A 13,137-nucleotide genomic window follows, 5' to 3' on the forward strand; every position below is an offset into this window, starting at 1 on the left:
TGGTAAAATAGCAGCATAAAACATACAATTCGTGCGCTATAACGCACGCTTATACGCTATATCATACAATACAGTCGCTATATAGCACAATAGAGGAGTGAGCTTTTGGACAATATTAATATTAATCTAATCATCGCTCGGAATCTTAAGCTTCACCGCGAGAGCAAGAAGCTAAGTCTGGACAAGGTTGCGGAGCTTACCGGAGTCAGCAAGACGATGATTGGACAGATTGAGCGAGGAGAATCCTCCCCTACCATCTCGACTGTATGGAAGATAGCGAATGGACTCAAAATCTCGTTCACGGCCTTGATTCAGAATGCCCAGCCGGATACAGTTGTCGTGTCCAGAGAAGATCTGTATCAGTATTCGGAAGAGACGGGCAAGTACCGTGTATACCCTTTCTTCCCGTACGAGGAGGATCGACGCTTCGAGGTATTCACTGTCGAGATTGATCCCGGCGGCTTCCTGGAATCCGATGCCCATGGCGAGGGGACGCAGGAATTCATCACCCTCTTCGAGGGTGAATTGACGATGAAGATTGGGGATGAGAGCTACAAGGTAGCCCCCCATCACGCGATTCGCTTCCGTGCAGACAAGCCCCATTCCTATCATAATGAGAGCGACTCGATCATTCGAATGAGCATGATCATCCATTATCCACAGTAGTGGAAGAGAACAGACAACAAGCCCAAGGCTCCAGTGATCATAGATGATCGCCTGAAGCCTTGGGCTTGCTGTGTATTCCTAGTAATTGTTGTGGTCTAGCCTTATCAAGCCTAGCTAGTACCCCATATGGTAATAATCCTGCTTCGAGGGCTTGAGATGGATCGTTGCGACAGGACCCTCGTAGGTCCAGTTAGTCGCTCCTGCTTGCGGATGAGCGGGGAAGATCTCCCCTTCCATCAGAATGAGGTCACCGCCCCATCCATCAGAGAACAGCCCGTCATACGGCACCCACTGTCCCGTCTTATACCTTCTGGTCGTCTCGCGTCTACGCACCCCGTTCATGGCCGCCAACACTCCCCTTCGCCGCATGCCTTAACTTGTCATATTCCAAGTATGGGCAGAAGGTTCCTATTCTAACCGAGAATGGGTGAAGTGTGGGGATGGTTAACGCCTCTCAATGACGGCGAAGGCGCTGGCCATATTCCGCTCATGCGTGATGGTGACGTGGATGGAAGTCGCCTGCGGCTCAAGCTCCAATCTCGCCCATGCCGAATCGGACAAGAGACAGCTTGGACCGCCCGCCGCGCCTCGTGCAATCTCCATATCAGCGAAGCCCACGATCCTGCCGATTCCGCAGCCAAGCGCCTTAACGACGGCTTCCTTAGCCGCGAATCGGCCGGCAACGAATTGTGCCAGCCGTTCCCCTTGCATCGTTAGGACAAGCTCTCTCTCGCTGCCTGTAAGGATTCGATTGATGAACCTGCTCTGCTGCTTCCCTTGCAGCAACGCGCTGAATCTCTCTACCTCTGCAAGATCATGCCCAATCCCAATAATCATCCGTCAGCACCGCCCTTATCCTATGAAGCTGACGTTACACAGAACTGATTCAGCAAGTCGAGCCTCTTATATTCCCGGGATAGCCGACCGCTTGTGCTCGGTCTTGAGATACTGCTTCTCCAGCTTCTCACGCACTTCAGCAGGAACATCCTTGCCTTCGAGGTAGTCGCTGTTGTCATCATACTTGATGCCCAGCTCATCCTCATCCGTCTGCCCTTCCCAGAGTCCAGCTGTGGGAGCCTTATCCAGCACGCTCCGAGGAACACCCAGCTCGGCCGCAAGCAATCGAACCTGGCGCTTGTTCAGCGAGCTAAGCGGCGTAATATCGACCGCTCCATCGCCCCACTTCGTGTAGAAGCCTGTGATCGCTTCCGAAGCGTGGTCCGTGCCTACAACGAGCAGATTGAGGTCAAAAGCAAGGGCGTACTGCATCACCATCCGCGTCCTTGCCTTCACATTGCCCTTGCCCCCGCGGCTAATATGCCGGGGCATATCAATCGACTTGAAGCTGTGCTCCACTTCAAGCGCAATCTCATCTACCGCCTCAGCAATGTTCGTCTCCACCTTATGCTTCAGGCCGAACGCCTCAGCGACCGCATAGCTGTCGCTAATATCCACTTGCTCGCCGTATGGCTGGAATACGCCTAGCGTCATATACTCCCGGCCGCTCTCTGCAGACAGCTCGTCCGTTGCCAGCTTGCACAGGCCCGCCGCTACAGCGCTGTCGATGCCGCCGGAGATTGCGATGAGCAGGCCGGTCGTGCCGGCCTTCCGCACATATTCCTTCAGGAAGTCAACGCGTCTCCTAACTTCCACACTCGGATCAATCTGCGGCTGGACACCCAGCCGCTCAATAATCTCACGCTGTAAGCTGCTCATGCCATCCCTCGCTTATCGGCAGAACCGATCGAAGGCGCTTGTCAGGTCTGCTGCAATCTCGCCCGCGGAACGATTCTCAATCTGGTGGCGCTCAATGAAGTGCACCAGTTCGCCGTCCTTCATCAGTGCGATGGAAGGTGAAGATGGCGGATACGGTGCGAGATATTCGCGTGCCTTAGCTGTAGCTTCCTTATCTTGGCCAGCGAATACCGTGTACAGGTGATCCGGTGTTACATCATGAGCCAGCGCTTCAGCAACACCTGGACGGCACTGACCGGCAGCGCAGCCGCATACGGAGTTAATAACAACAAGTGCAGTTCCCTTAGCGTCAGGCAGAGCTGCAACAACTTCCTCAGGGGTACGAAGCTCCTTAATTCCGAGGCGAGTCAGATCATCGCGCATCGGCTGCACCATATCTAGCATATATCGTTCGAATTGCATGGACACTCCACAACACTCCTTATTAGATGAATTACTTAATTGTAGCTACTATTATACCCCCAGCCCTACAGAATGCAAAGCAAAAACCGGAGCATAAGCTACTCCGGCTGCTTCTCTTCCTCTTGCCGCCCCGGCTCAGAATCAGGCTCGCCTGTTCCATATGCCGTGTTCTTATCCGGATGCATGAACATTCCAGCTTGCGGCACGATCCCTTGTTCGAAGTACTCTCGGTTCTCTATCGTCCTGAATCCGATATCCTTGTACGGATGTACCCATTCATCCCCCGCCATAACCGCAGGGTCGACTTCCGCCGACCACTGATTCAGCGGCGACTCCAGCGACTCGTACTCATGATCCCCAATGACCACACCATGCTTGTTCACGAACGGCTCCTCAGGTCCTCTACCCTCGCGGAACTCAGGCAGGAACTCGATCTCGAATGGGTCTAATGAAGAATCATCACGCTTGCTCAACCTGTATCCCCTCCGCCTAGACGGATGGACGATTCGGGCCGTCAAGCTTCTTGTCGTAGCCCTTGCTGCCCGGCTCAGCCTCTCGGCCCTTCTTCTGATTGCCCGAACTATTCTTGCTTGCGCCTTCCGGCTGCTCTTGTCTGCTCATCATTCGTGCCTCCTTCGTCAATCATACCTAGCTGCCGTTCCGCTATAGTATGTACGACGAACTGCTCCATTATGAGGCAAGCTTGGCGAATGTCACGACGAAGATTGTCCCTTCACCCTGCACGGACTCCACCTCGATCTTGCCGCCATGCCGTTCTACGATACTCAGGCATAGAGGAAGCCCAAGCCCTGTACCCCTCGTCTTCGTTGTAAAAAAAGGCTCAAACAACGAACGCATCTGCTCCTTCGATATGCCTACCCCGTCATCCATGACCCGCAGCTCAATATGTCCATCCTTAACATCGGTATGGATGCGAAGCACTCCCTTATCTCCCATCGCTTCCATTCCGTTACGAGCCAGATTAAGGATCAGCTGCTTCATCTCCTTCTCATTGAAGGAGTAGGTAGGCATATGCTCGCAGAGTCCAAGCTCAATCGACTGCCCGCGCATATTGGCATCTGCGAGCATGAGTGGATACAGATCGTTCAATATATGGTGAAGAGACAGCTCCTTCATCTCAACGACCCTGTTCTGGGCAAGGGACAAGAAGTCATTAATAATACTGTTAGCCCGGTCCAGCTCATCCATCACAATCCGGAAGTATTCCCGCTGATTATCCGGACTGCGCTCCTGCATCAGTTGAACGAAGCCGCGGATGACGGCCATCGGATTGCGAATCTCATGCGTAATGCTGGCTGCCATCTGACCAACCAGACTGAGCCGTTCCATCTTCCCCACTTCATCACGCAGCTGGCTGAGCTCCGTTATATCATAGGCAGTAAGTGCAGCACCCGTCACTTTGTTGTCCACATTCCGAATGCTGAACGCGGTTCTGAGGTAGATCTTCTCATCGGCAATCCATAGCTCTGACTTCTTATTATTCCCTAACAGCGCTTGCACAATGAGTTGCACACACATCTCGTACTGCTCTCTGTCAATCATCTCGTGGAAAGGCTGCCCCACCCAGTCCTGGCTGCTCATCCGGCTGCCCTTCAGCTTGAATAGCTCCATGGCCATTCGGTTAATCTGTGTTACTTGCCCCTCTACATCGACAATGACTACTCCGAAGGTCGTCTCATCAATGAACTGCTGCAGCTTGTCCACCTCGTCCCGATAGCGGACGGTAAGATACTCCAGCTTCTGCTGAAGCTGCTGCTTCTCAATCACGCTCTCCAACGTGAAGATGAAGAGCCATACGATGCCATACGCTCCTGTAATACCAAGGACTACACTTGTAATAAGTGGACCGTCCCAAATCATATCACCGCGGGCAGTGGCATAGACAACGGACAATAGATAGAAGAGTACGGTCACGCTGAATAGAAGGAGAGCCATGCGCTGCTTGCGGGCACGATTCGCTTGCTGGAAATGTCTTGTAGACATGTGCAGCACCGTGAACATGACAGCGACAAAGATGAAAAGAATAATAAGTTCAGTTGGATGGTCCATAGCTGGCATCCGATACCCCACGTAAATCGCAGTAAGAAGGATAAGAGAAGGCAGCCCGCCATACAAGGCTCCAATGAGGTAAGGAATCAATCGGTAATCCATATTGAATTCCGAAGAAGGGGCAGCAGCCATGCATAATATCATGGCTAGCCCGCACATTAGGCCCATGAAGATAGGGATGCTTCTAGCTCTGGGGGAACGGTCGAACCATAGCTGGAACGCGAACATTGGAATAAGCGACAGGATGGTCTGGAGCAGCAAGTCGATTAGCACGGACAACGAATCCCCCTAACCTTAAGTTCAGGTTCTAACCCTATGATCCAACCACTCAACAATAGCTTGCAGGAACTCATCGCGATTGTTCCCATTGTGAACCTCGTGGTCACTGACATCCCACTTCCGGAAGGTGCAGCGATCTGCCAGAGCTTCAGCAACTAGCCCGCTGCACTCGTATGAAGTAACTCGATCCCCGGTGCCATGCATGAGCAGCAGTGGAGATTGAAGACGATCAATGTTGCTCATTGCCCATTCTCCCGCTGCATGCAGAGCAATATAGGTGCCGACGGTAATTCGCTCATGACGCAGTCCATCAGCTAGCTTCTCAGGATTCACTGGCGGAGATTGGTAGAGATCACTCGACTTCAATCTGGTGGATTGGGAGAACGAAGGCCACACTCTAGCAATCTGCTTGCCTGCCCATACTCGAATAGCAGGAGGCTCGAATGCAAGCCTCAGCCACGGACTAGTCAGCACAAGCCCCGCAATATCAGGCTCGTAGCGCAGAGCATAATTAAGAGCTACATTACCACCCATACTATGTCCATATAGGAAGCGAGGAAGCAGAGGATGTCGATCAATGACATGCCTCAGGAACGCATCAGCATCACCGGTTACTGCTGCCATGGGGAACGTGTGACCGCGCTTGCCTGGAGAGAGGCCATGCCCTCTCTGGTCATACGCAAGTACCGCGTAGCCGGCGGCGGTCAACCGATCAGCAACAGGCTGATATCGGCCGCTGTGCTCACCCATTCCGTGTATGATGCCGACAACTCCTCGCGAGGGTTGATTATGCGGAAGCCACTCCTGTATGTATAATCTTGTTCCATCCGATCCATCGAAGCGCCATTCGGTATGGTCCATCATTCGTCGGTCCCTCCTGCGTAGGAATATCACGTTGCATCTCTAACTCATCCCATTATAACCCATTATGTACAGCGAGTTCATATTATTTTATTAACGAACTCCGCCTGTTAACTGCGGCCGTTCATTGCTAATTGCACTCCATCTCTATAAAATATACCCCATAACTTCATGTATTCGCACCACTTACCTAAGGAGAGGCAGTGTTCATAGCATGTACGACATCATTATTATTGGCGGAGGCCCATCCGGACTTATGGCTGCGATTGCCGCAAGCGAGCATGGCGCAAGTACGCTTCTTATAGATAAGGGCGATAAGCTCGGACGCAAGCTGGGCATCTCGGGCGGAGGGCGGTGCAACGTCACCAACGCCAAGGAGAAGGATGAGCTGATTCGCCATATCCCGGGGAACGGCAGATTTCTGTTCAGTGCGCTGAACACGTTCAGCAACCGGGATATTATTGATTTTTTTGAAGGGATGGGCATTGCACTTAAGGAAGAGGACAGAGGACGGATGTTCCCGGTATCGGATAAGGCGAAGACGGTCGTGGACGCGCTGGTGCGCAGAGTACGAGAGCAAGGCGTGCGCATTCGGACGAACGAGAAGGTTGCGGAGGTGCTGTATGAAGGGGACCGGGCAGCAGGTATTAGATTAACAACCGGGGAGCGTATCGCTTCGAAGGCTGTCATTATCGCGACCGGCGGCAAGTCCGTCCCCCATACCGGCTCCACCGGTGACGGCTATCCCTGGGCGGAGAAGGCAGGGCATCTGGTCACTGAGCTGTATCCGACCGAGGTCCCTCTTACCTCCTCCGAGCGATGGATCCGCAGCAAGGAGCTGCAGGGGCTCTCGCTTCGCGGCATTGAGCTGACCGTATGGAATGCGAAGGGGAAGAAGCTCATTACCCATGAGGGGGATATGATCATGACCCACTTCGGGCTGTCAGGACCAGCGGCCCTTCGCTGCAGTCAGTTCGTCGTCAAGGAGCTGCGTAAGCAGGCCGCCGCCCTCGTGAGCGGCAGCGGCGGTGGCGCGGCTGGCGGCGCGGCTGGCGGCGCGGCTGGCGGCGCGGGAGGAACCGTTCGGCTCACCATTGATATGATGCCGGATAAGTCCGAAGCGGAAGTGTATGACGAGACACTTGCGCTAGCCAAGGCTGAACCGAAGAAGGCCGTGAAGAACGTGCTCCGCGGCTACATGCAGGAACGCTTGCTAGAGTTCCTGCTGAGGGAATGCGACATAAGCGGCGACACCACTTATGATCACATCGCCAAGGGCCCTTGGCTTCAGCTGGCTAGCAGGATCAAGGCATTCCCAGTTAACGTAGACGGTACGTTGTCGTTGGAGGAGGCTTTTGTAACCGGGGGCGGCGTTGATCTCAAGCAGGTTGATCCGAAGACGATGCAATCGAAGCTCACAGCAGGCTTGTACTTCTGCGGCGAAGTGCTCGACATCCACGGTTATACTGGCGGCTACAACATTACCGCTGCGTTCACGACCGGCTACAATGCCGGCAGGAGCGCGGCCGAGAGCATGGACGGGAGGAGCTGACAGCATCACATTCTGATGCTGCAGGCTGCTAGCGAGGCTAGTTCGACGCTGCAGCATCACATTCTGATGCTGCAGGCCGCTGGCGTGGCTAGTTCGACGCTGCAGCATCACATTGTGATGCTACAGGCCGCTGGCGTGGCTAGTTTTCCGCTGCAGCATCACATTGTGATGCTACAGGCCGCTGGCGTGGCTAGTTCGACGCTGCAGCATCACATTCTGATGCTGCAGGCCGCTGGCGTGGCTAGTTTTCCGCTGCAGCATCACATTGTGATGCTACAGGCCGCTGGCGAGGCTAGTTCGACGCTGCAGCATCACATTCCGATGCTGCAGGACGCTGGCGAGGCTAGTTTGCCGCTGCAGCATCACATTCTGATGCTGCAGGCCACTGGCGGGGCTAGTTTGCCGCTGCAGCATCACATTGTGATGCTACAGGCCGCTGGCGAGGCTAGTTTGCCGCTGCAGCATCACATTGTGATGCTGTAGGGCACGAAGCGCGAGCGCCAGATTCTGGCGCTGCAGCTCGCGAAGCGGGCCTGCTTTGCGCTATAGCGCCACATTCTGGCGCTGCAGACCGCGAAGCGCGCCTTCCCTGCGCCATAGCGCCGCATCTTCGCGACGCGCCCGCGCAACGCGGCCGACAATTTTCACCCTGCCCCTAGATGTGCACATCCCCAGACATATGATCATAGCTCTCCTCGCTCAGCAGGAACTCCTCATCCTCCTCCATGTCACCGCTCCGATTGCCCAGCTCCGATGCCACTTGGTTCGGCACCGCGTAGTCCTCTGACCAATCTTCATTGACCACATGATACGGAATCGTGATCGCATCCATACTGTAGGCGCTGTCGAGCAGACTTGTGCTGCGGATGAGTGACTGAGCAGACAGCTGCCCGCCGCTGGCCTGCGCAATCTCAACCACTGACGTGTAATCTCGCTCCTCCACATGTACATGAAGCCTCTGCCCATCGTGCTGCACGAGCTCATACCCCAGCTCAGCAAGCGTCCCCGCGGCGATCTGCGCACTTGCCTCATCAGTGAATTCGAATAATAGAGCACTGCTCATAGCTATCCACTTCTCCCTTAGACGATCATTCTTCGCCCCTTATTTTCACAAGACAGCTGCTACTGGATACAATACCCATTCTCCTCGCATAAAATGCACCTCCACCTCCCCATATAACCCTTAGGTAGAATGGCTTGTGTTTTCGACATTTTTTTTGCATAATTCATTATGTAGGACTCATGTCAATATAATTAACATTAAGAGATAATGTTGTGTAAGAGGTTACTTCTTAGATGGAAGGTGAGAATGTGGACAATATTTTTTATTTACTAGCTGACCCTATGGTTGTCCTAGAGTATGATTACATGCATTGGTACATTCGCGACACCAATCAAGCCTTCCTGGAGCTGACAGGGTACAAAAAACAAGAGCTGGAAGCTACCGATCCAGCCGGCTTGTTCCGAGATGGACTGTCCTTCGAGCAGATTATGAACCAGTTAACAGATGAAGAGGATAGCGGTATGGAGTTCGACTGGATGATCATCGCGAAGTCGCTGACTTCGGTTCATGTTCGCCTCTCCTATCGGAAGCTGCAGACGGAATCTCGCACGTACTATGTACTAATCTGCAAGGACTTGACCATGGACAGATGGATCGAAGACTATGCCATAGATCACAAGATCGCCATGGCTGTCCGGATATCGGAGCACTATCGAATCTCGTCATTAACCCGCTACTATGCACCTGTCCGCCACCATACATCCAAGTTCATTAACCTGCCCGCACTCGAGCTCGTTGCTGAACAGGATCGGAAGCTGCTGAGGCGTGTAATGGAATATGCGAAGGTTAATGGAACATTGGAGCAAGTACAGTTCAGACTGCGCTATGATAGCAATGAATACATTACGAGCGCCATCGTGAAGCCATTCTACCGCGGGAACCGGAGCTTCCACAGCTTCGCTGTCATTCTGACCGACCTAAGCCTCAACCTCCAAGAGGAGGATCCCTCTTATAAGCTGAGAATGCTCATGCTCAGCAAGAACATGTCTGTCACTTCGCTCGCTCAGTCGACGCTCATCTCACTGACCACCATATCCAAGATCCGCAATGGTAAAATAAAAAAGCCCCAGCGGCTCACAGCAGAACTAATAGCCGGCGAGCTAGGGGTGAAGCCTGAGTCGATATGGAGCAGCTTCAAGAGATAGTTACCAAAAAAAGAGACCGCCTCACGGCTTAGCCGGGAGAGCGGTCAATAACAACTCGCGCATGTCTCAGACAACTCATCATCAAGGACTTGCAACCTACAAAAAATAAACTCAAATCACCATAAAGCTTCATCTACTCAAACACCGCATACCGCGAGCTACACAAACCTAATCCCCGCACGCGGCTGGTGGAAAGCAACATGTACAGTCCCGCTCAGCGTCAACACTTGGCATGCAGAATCGCAGTCAAGGCATACTCATATTCTCATTGAGGACTCAGCATGCATCAGCTTAGGTCCCTCGAACGCCTTCACGCGGCACGCGGCCAATCACTCGTCAAGGCTTACTCATCGTCTCATTCGGGACACAGCATGCATAAGCCTAGGCCTCTCGAACGAATTCACGTGGCACGCGGCCGATCGCTCGTCAAGGCTCACTCAATCCCTACCCGCGGTAAGCGGCCAGTCCCTCGTTCAAGCTGCGCGTCTGCGCGTACACTTGCTGGTAGAGGCGGAACAGCCCCTCGTACGCGCGGACGTTAGCCTCAATCGGCTCATAGACAGCCGCATGCTTCACGAACTTATTCGCACACTCCTCGAGCGAACCGAACCAGCCGCTGCCGTAAGCGGCGAGCATCGCAGCGCCAAGGCCTGGTCCCTGCTCATTCTCCAGCGCAACGACCGCAGCGCCGAAGATGTCGGCCTGCATCTGCAGCCAGACCGGATTCTGCGCACCGCCGCCGATGGAGATGATGCGGTCCACCTTCTTGCCAGCCGCACGGAACAGGTCTACCGACTCGTTCAAGGAGAAGGTGATGCCTTCCATGACGGCGCGTGCGAAGTGAATGCGCTCATGCGAGCCGTCCACACCGATGAACGATGCCCGTATCGACGCGTCTGCATGAGGCGTCCGCTCGCCAACCAGATAAGGCGTGAAGAGCAGTCCGCCTGCCCCCGGCTTCACCGCATCAACACCCTCCAGCAGCTCGTCGAATGACTCGTTCGGAGCGAAGGTATTCTTGAACCAGCTTAAGGAATATCCTGCAGCCAGCGTAACCCCCATTGCATAGTAACCGTCCTGCTTGCCATGGTTGAAGAAGTGCACCTTGCCGCCGAAGTCCTTGTCCTTGTCATTCTCATAGGACAGGATAACACCGGAGGTACCGATGCTGCACAGCGTCAGCCCTTCCGACAGGATGCCGGCCCCTATCGCGCCGCATGCATTGTCTGCCCCGCCGGCGAAGATCTTCACGCTCGCCGGCAGGCCTGTACGCTCGGCAATGTCAGGCAACAGATTGCCGACATGGCCATGGGATTCGACAAGCGGCGGGCAGAAGGAGGCCGGCAGGCCGAACGCCTCCAGCACTTCGCCGCTCCAAGCCTTGCCTGCAACGTCGAGCAGCAGCGTACCTGCCGCGTCGGAGTAATCCATGTGCAGCTCGCCGGTTAACCGGTAGCGCACATAATCCTTCGGCAGCAGGAAGAGCGAGCCTTCCGCGAACACTTCCGGCTCATGCTGCCGAACCCATAGAATCTTCGGCAGGGTGAATCCTTCGAGTGCCGGATTGCGGGTAATGCCCAGCAGCTTGCTGCCCAGCACCCGCTCAATCTCGCGGCACTGCTCGGTTGTCCGCGTGTCATTCCACAGAATGGCATTGCGAACGGGCTTGCCTTCCTTGTTCAGCAGCACTAATCCATGCATCTGTCCGGAGAAGGAGATCCCTTCCACTTCAGAGGCGTTCACCCCAACAGCAGAAGCAAGCTCACGTAGGGCAGCTATCGTCCCTTCCACCCAATCATCGGGCAGCTGCTCGCTCCAGCCGGAATGCTCGTGAAGCAGCCCATAGCTGCGTGAAGCCTCAGCGACTACAGAGCCGTTACGGTTCAGGAGAAGCGCCTTGACGGCGCTTGTTCCCAGGTCAATCCCTATCACATAGCTCATGCTCAGATGACCCTCCCGTATTAGACGCTGTAGATAACTTCGTTCAGTACAAGCTTGATCCGCTCCTGGCGGCCGGATTCGAGCTTGATTGGGTTGTTCTGCAACGCATATTGCTCTAGAGAAGCCAGTGTAGCCTTGCCGGATACGATATCCGCGCCGATGCCTTCCTTGAAGCTGCGGTAGCGATTGTCTACGATGCCGTCAAGCACGTTGCCGTCAATTAGCTTCACTGCAGCCTTCAGGCCCCATGCGAATGTATCCATACCAGCGATGTGTGCGAGGAACAGGTCGTCGCTCTCGAACGATCCACGGCGAACCTTCGCATCGAAGTTCACGCCGCCGCGGCCGATGCCGCCAGCCTTCAGCACTTCATACATGGTCAAGGTCGTGGAGTACAGATCGGTCGGGAACTCATCGGTATCCCAGCCGAGCAGCAGGTCGCCTTGGTTCGCATCTAGCGAGCCCAGCATCCCGTTAATCGCTGCCACACGAATCTCGTGCTCGAACGTATGGCCAGCCAGTGTCGCATGGTTCGCTTCCAGGTTCAGCTTGAAGTGATCCTTCAGGCCATACTTCTGTAAGAAAGCAATCGTAGTCGCCGCATCGAAGTCGTACTGATGCTTCGTCGGCTCCTTCGGCTTAGGCTCAATGAGGAACTGTGCATCGAAGCCAATCTCATTGGCATAAGCAATTGCCATCTGATACAAGCGAGCCAGATTGTCCTGCTCCAGCGCCATATCGGTATTGAGCAGCGTCTCGTAGCCTTCACGTCCGCCCCAGAATACATAGTTCTCCGCGCCAAGCTCCTTGCCGACTTCCAGACCCTTCTTCACTTGGGCAGCGGCATAAGCATAGACATCTGCGTTAACGGCCGTACCTGCACCATGAACGAAGCGCGGGTTCGTGAACATGTTCGCTGTGTTCCAGAGCAGCTTCTTGCCAGTCGCCTTCATCTGTTCCTTCAATTGGGCAACGATGATATCCAGATTCTTGTTCGTCTCCTGCAGCGTCTCGCCTTCCGGTGCGATGTCGCGATCATGGAAGCAGTAGTAAGGAATGTTCAGCTTATCCATGAATTCGAAGTTCGCTTCTACGCGAGCCTTCGCCAGATCAAGGCCTGAATACTGGTCCCAGCCGCGAAGCGCCGTGCCTGCCCCGAACGGATCTGAACCGTTGCCCACATAAGTATGCCAATAAGCGACTGCGAACCGGAGATGCTCCTCCATCGTCTTGCCGCCTACTACTTCCTTCGGATTATAATGCTTGAATGCGAACGGATTGTCGGAGCCCTTGCCCTCGAATTCAATCTTATCGATGTTGTTGAAGTATGTCATAACTGTACATATCCTCCCTTAAGATCCTATTGATGAAAACGCTCACCACAAGAATAACACGACTAAACT

The 13,137-nt window shown here is 54.2% G+C and carries 15 protein-coding genes; 4 read left to right on the forward strand and 11 right to left on the reverse strand.

All coding sequences use genetic code 11. The annotated features are described in order from the left end of the window. Positions 1-105 precede the first annotated feature (105 nt). Positions 106-666, forward strand: coding sequence for a helix-turn-helix domain-containing protein (locus tag ACFO9Q_RS05290; RefSeq protein ID WP_379179441.1), 561 nt, complete (start codon positions 106-108; stop codon positions 664-666). A gap of 114 nt (positions 667-780) precedes the next feature. On the opposite strand, the gene ACFO9Q_RS05295 is transcribed toward ACFO9Q_RS05290, so the two are convergent. The 8 genes from ACFO9Q_RS05295 to ACFO9Q_RS05330 form a co-directional block, all read right to left on the reverse strand. Then, the gene (locus ACFO9Q_RS05295; RefSeq protein ID WP_379179443.1) at positions 781-1,008 is read right to left on the reverse strand and encodes a hypothetical protein; all 228 of its coding nucleotides are present in this window, start codon (positions 1,006-1,008) and stop codon (positions 781-783) included. A 102-nt stretch (positions 1,009-1,110) separates the two neighbouring features. Then, entirely contained in the window at positions 1,111-1,503 is a 393-nt protein-coding gene (acpS, locus tag ACFO9Q_RS05300; RefSeq protein ID WP_379179445.1) for a holo-ACP synthase, read from the reverse strand. 66 nt (positions 1,504-1,569) lie between these two features. Further along, positions 1,570-2,382, reverse strand: a complete 813-nt coding sequence (gene nadE / locus ACFO9Q_RS05305; protein ID WP_379179447.1) for an ammonia-dependent NAD(+) synthetase — start codon at positions 2,380-2,382, stop codon at positions 1,570-1,572. A 12-nt stretch (positions 2,383-2,394) separates the two neighbouring features. Further along, positions 2,395-2,829 carry a BrxA/BrxB family bacilliredoxin gene (locus tag ACFO9Q_RS05310; protein WP_379179449.1) on the reverse strand — a complete coding sequence of 145 codons (435 nt, stop codon included), beginning with the start codon at positions 2,827-2,829 and terminating at the stop codon, positions 2,395-2,397. Between the two features lie 92 nt (positions 2,830-2,921). Beyond that, on the reverse strand, positions 2,922-3,296 hold the full coding sequence (locus tag ACFO9Q_RS05315; RefSeq protein WP_379179451.1) for a DUF3905 domain-containing protein: 375 nt from the start codon (positions 3,294-3,296) through the stop codon (positions 2,922-2,924). Between the two features lie 16 nt (positions 3,297-3,312). Then, positions 3,313-3,447 carry a hypothetical protein gene (locus ACFO9Q_RS05320; protein WP_379179453.1) on the reverse strand — a complete coding sequence of 45 codons (135 nt, stop codon included), beginning with the start codon at positions 3,445-3,447 and terminating at the stop codon, positions 3,313-3,315. A 66-nt stretch (positions 3,448-3,513) separates the two neighbouring features. After that, on the reverse strand, positions 3,514-5,166 hold the full coding sequence (locus ACFO9Q_RS05325) for an ATP-binding protein (RefSeq protein WP_379179456.1): 1,653 nt from the start codon (positions 5,164-5,166) through the stop codon (positions 3,514-3,516). Positions 5,167-5,193: 27 nt separating this feature from the next. Then, positions 5,194-6,036: an alpha/beta hydrolase gene (locus ACFO9Q_RS05330; protein WP_379179458.1), complete on the reverse strand. Its 843-nt coding sequence runs from the start codon at positions 6,034-6,036 to the stop codon at positions 5,194-5,196. A 211-nt stretch (positions 6,037-6,247) separates the two neighbouring features. Here ACFO9Q_RS05330 and ACFO9Q_RS05335 point away from each other — a divergent pair, with 211 nt between their 5' ends. Next, positions 6,248-7,585 carry an NAD(P)/FAD-dependent oxidoreductase gene (locus ACFO9Q_RS05335; protein ID WP_379179460.1) on the forward strand — a complete coding sequence of 446 codons (1,338 nt, stop codon included), beginning with the start codon at positions 6,248-6,250 and terminating at the stop codon, positions 7,583-7,585. 15 nt (positions 7,586-7,600) lie between these two features. Beyond that, complete coding sequence (locus tag ACFO9Q_RS05340; RefSeq protein WP_379179462.1) at positions 7,601-8,068, forward strand: hypothetical protein; 468 nt, start codon at positions 7,601-7,603, stop codon at positions 8,066-8,068. 172 nt (positions 8,069-8,240) lie between these two features. On the opposite strand, the gene ACFO9Q_RS05345 is transcribed toward ACFO9Q_RS05340, so the two are convergent. Beyond that, positions 8,241-8,648, reverse strand: coding sequence for a hypothetical protein (locus ACFO9Q_RS05345; protein ID WP_379179464.1), 408 nt, complete (start codon positions 8,646-8,648; stop codon positions 8,241-8,243). Between the two features lie 233 nt (positions 8,649-8,881). Here ACFO9Q_RS05345 and ACFO9Q_RS05350 point away from each other — a divergent pair, with 233 nt between their 5' ends. Next, entirely contained in the window at positions 8,882-9,793 is a 912-nt protein-coding gene (locus ACFO9Q_RS05350; protein WP_379179466.1) for a PAS domain-containing protein, read from the forward strand. A 444-nt stretch (positions 9,794-10,237) separates the two neighbouring features. Here the strand turns inward: ACFO9Q_RS05350 and xylB are convergent, their stop codons facing one another. Together xylB and xylA are read right to left on the reverse strand one after the other, a co-directional pair. Beyond that, positions 10,238-11,734, reverse strand: a complete 1,497-nt coding sequence (xylB, locus tag ACFO9Q_RS05355; protein ID WP_379179468.1) for a xylulokinase — start codon at positions 11,732-11,734, stop codon at positions 10,238-10,240. A 20-nt stretch (positions 11,735-11,754) separates the two neighbouring features. Continuing rightward, complete coding sequence (xylA, locus tag ACFO9Q_RS05360) at positions 11,755-13,068, reverse strand: xylose isomerase (RefSeq protein WP_379179470.1); 1,314 nt, start codon at positions 13,066-13,068, stop codon at positions 11,755-11,757. Positions 13,069-13,137: the final 69 nt, after the last annotated feature.

Origin of the sequence: Paenibacillus sp. GCM10023252 (genome assembly GCF_042653305.1) — a bacterium.
Classification (GTDB): Bacteria; Bacillota; Bacilli; order Paenibacillales; family Paenibacillaceae; genus Pristimantibacillus.

Coding starts and splice junctions, on each gene's coding strand:
- ACFO9Q_RS05295 (WP_379179443.1), bottom strand. CDS start 1,008: ATGAACGGGGTGCGTAGACGCGAGACGACCAGAAGGTATAAGACGGGA.
- acpS (WP_379179445.1), bottom strand. CDS start 1,503: ATGATTATTGGGATTGGGCATGATCTTGCAGAGGTAGAGAGATTCAGC.
- nadE (WP_379179447.1), bottom strand. CDS start 2,382: ATGAGCAGCTTACAGCGTGAGATTATTGAGCGGCTGGGTGTCCAGCCG.
- ACFO9Q_RS05320 (WP_379179453.1), bottom strand. CDS start 3,447: ATGATGAGCAGACAAGAGCAGCCGGAAGGCGCAAGCAAGAATAGTTCG.
- ACFO9Q_RS05330 (WP_379179458.1), bottom strand. CDS start 6,036: ATGATGGACCATACCGAATGGCGCTTCGATGGATCGGATGGAACAAGA.
- ACFO9Q_RS05335 (WP_379179460.1), top strand. CDS start 6,248: ATGTACGACATCATTATTATTGGCGGAGGCCCATCCGGACTTATGGCT.
- ACFO9Q_RS05340 (WP_379179462.1), top strand. CDS start 7,601: ATGCTGCAGGCTGCTAGCGAGGCTAGTTCGACGCTGCAGCATCACATT.
- ACFO9Q_RS05345 (WP_379179464.1), bottom strand. CDS start 8,648: ATGAGCAGTGCTCTATTATTCGAATTCACTGATGAGGCAAGTGCGCAG.
- ACFO9Q_RS05350 (WP_379179466.1), top strand. CDS start 8,882: ATGGAAGGTGAGAATGTGGACAATATTTTTTATTTACTAGCTGACCCT.
- xylB (WP_379179468.1), bottom strand. CDS start 11,734: ATGAGCTATGTGATAGGGATTGACCTGGGAACAAGCGCCGTCAAGGCG.
- xylA (WP_379179470.1), bottom strand. CDS start 13,068: ATGACATACTTCAACAACATCGATAAGATTGAATTCGAGGGCAAGGGC.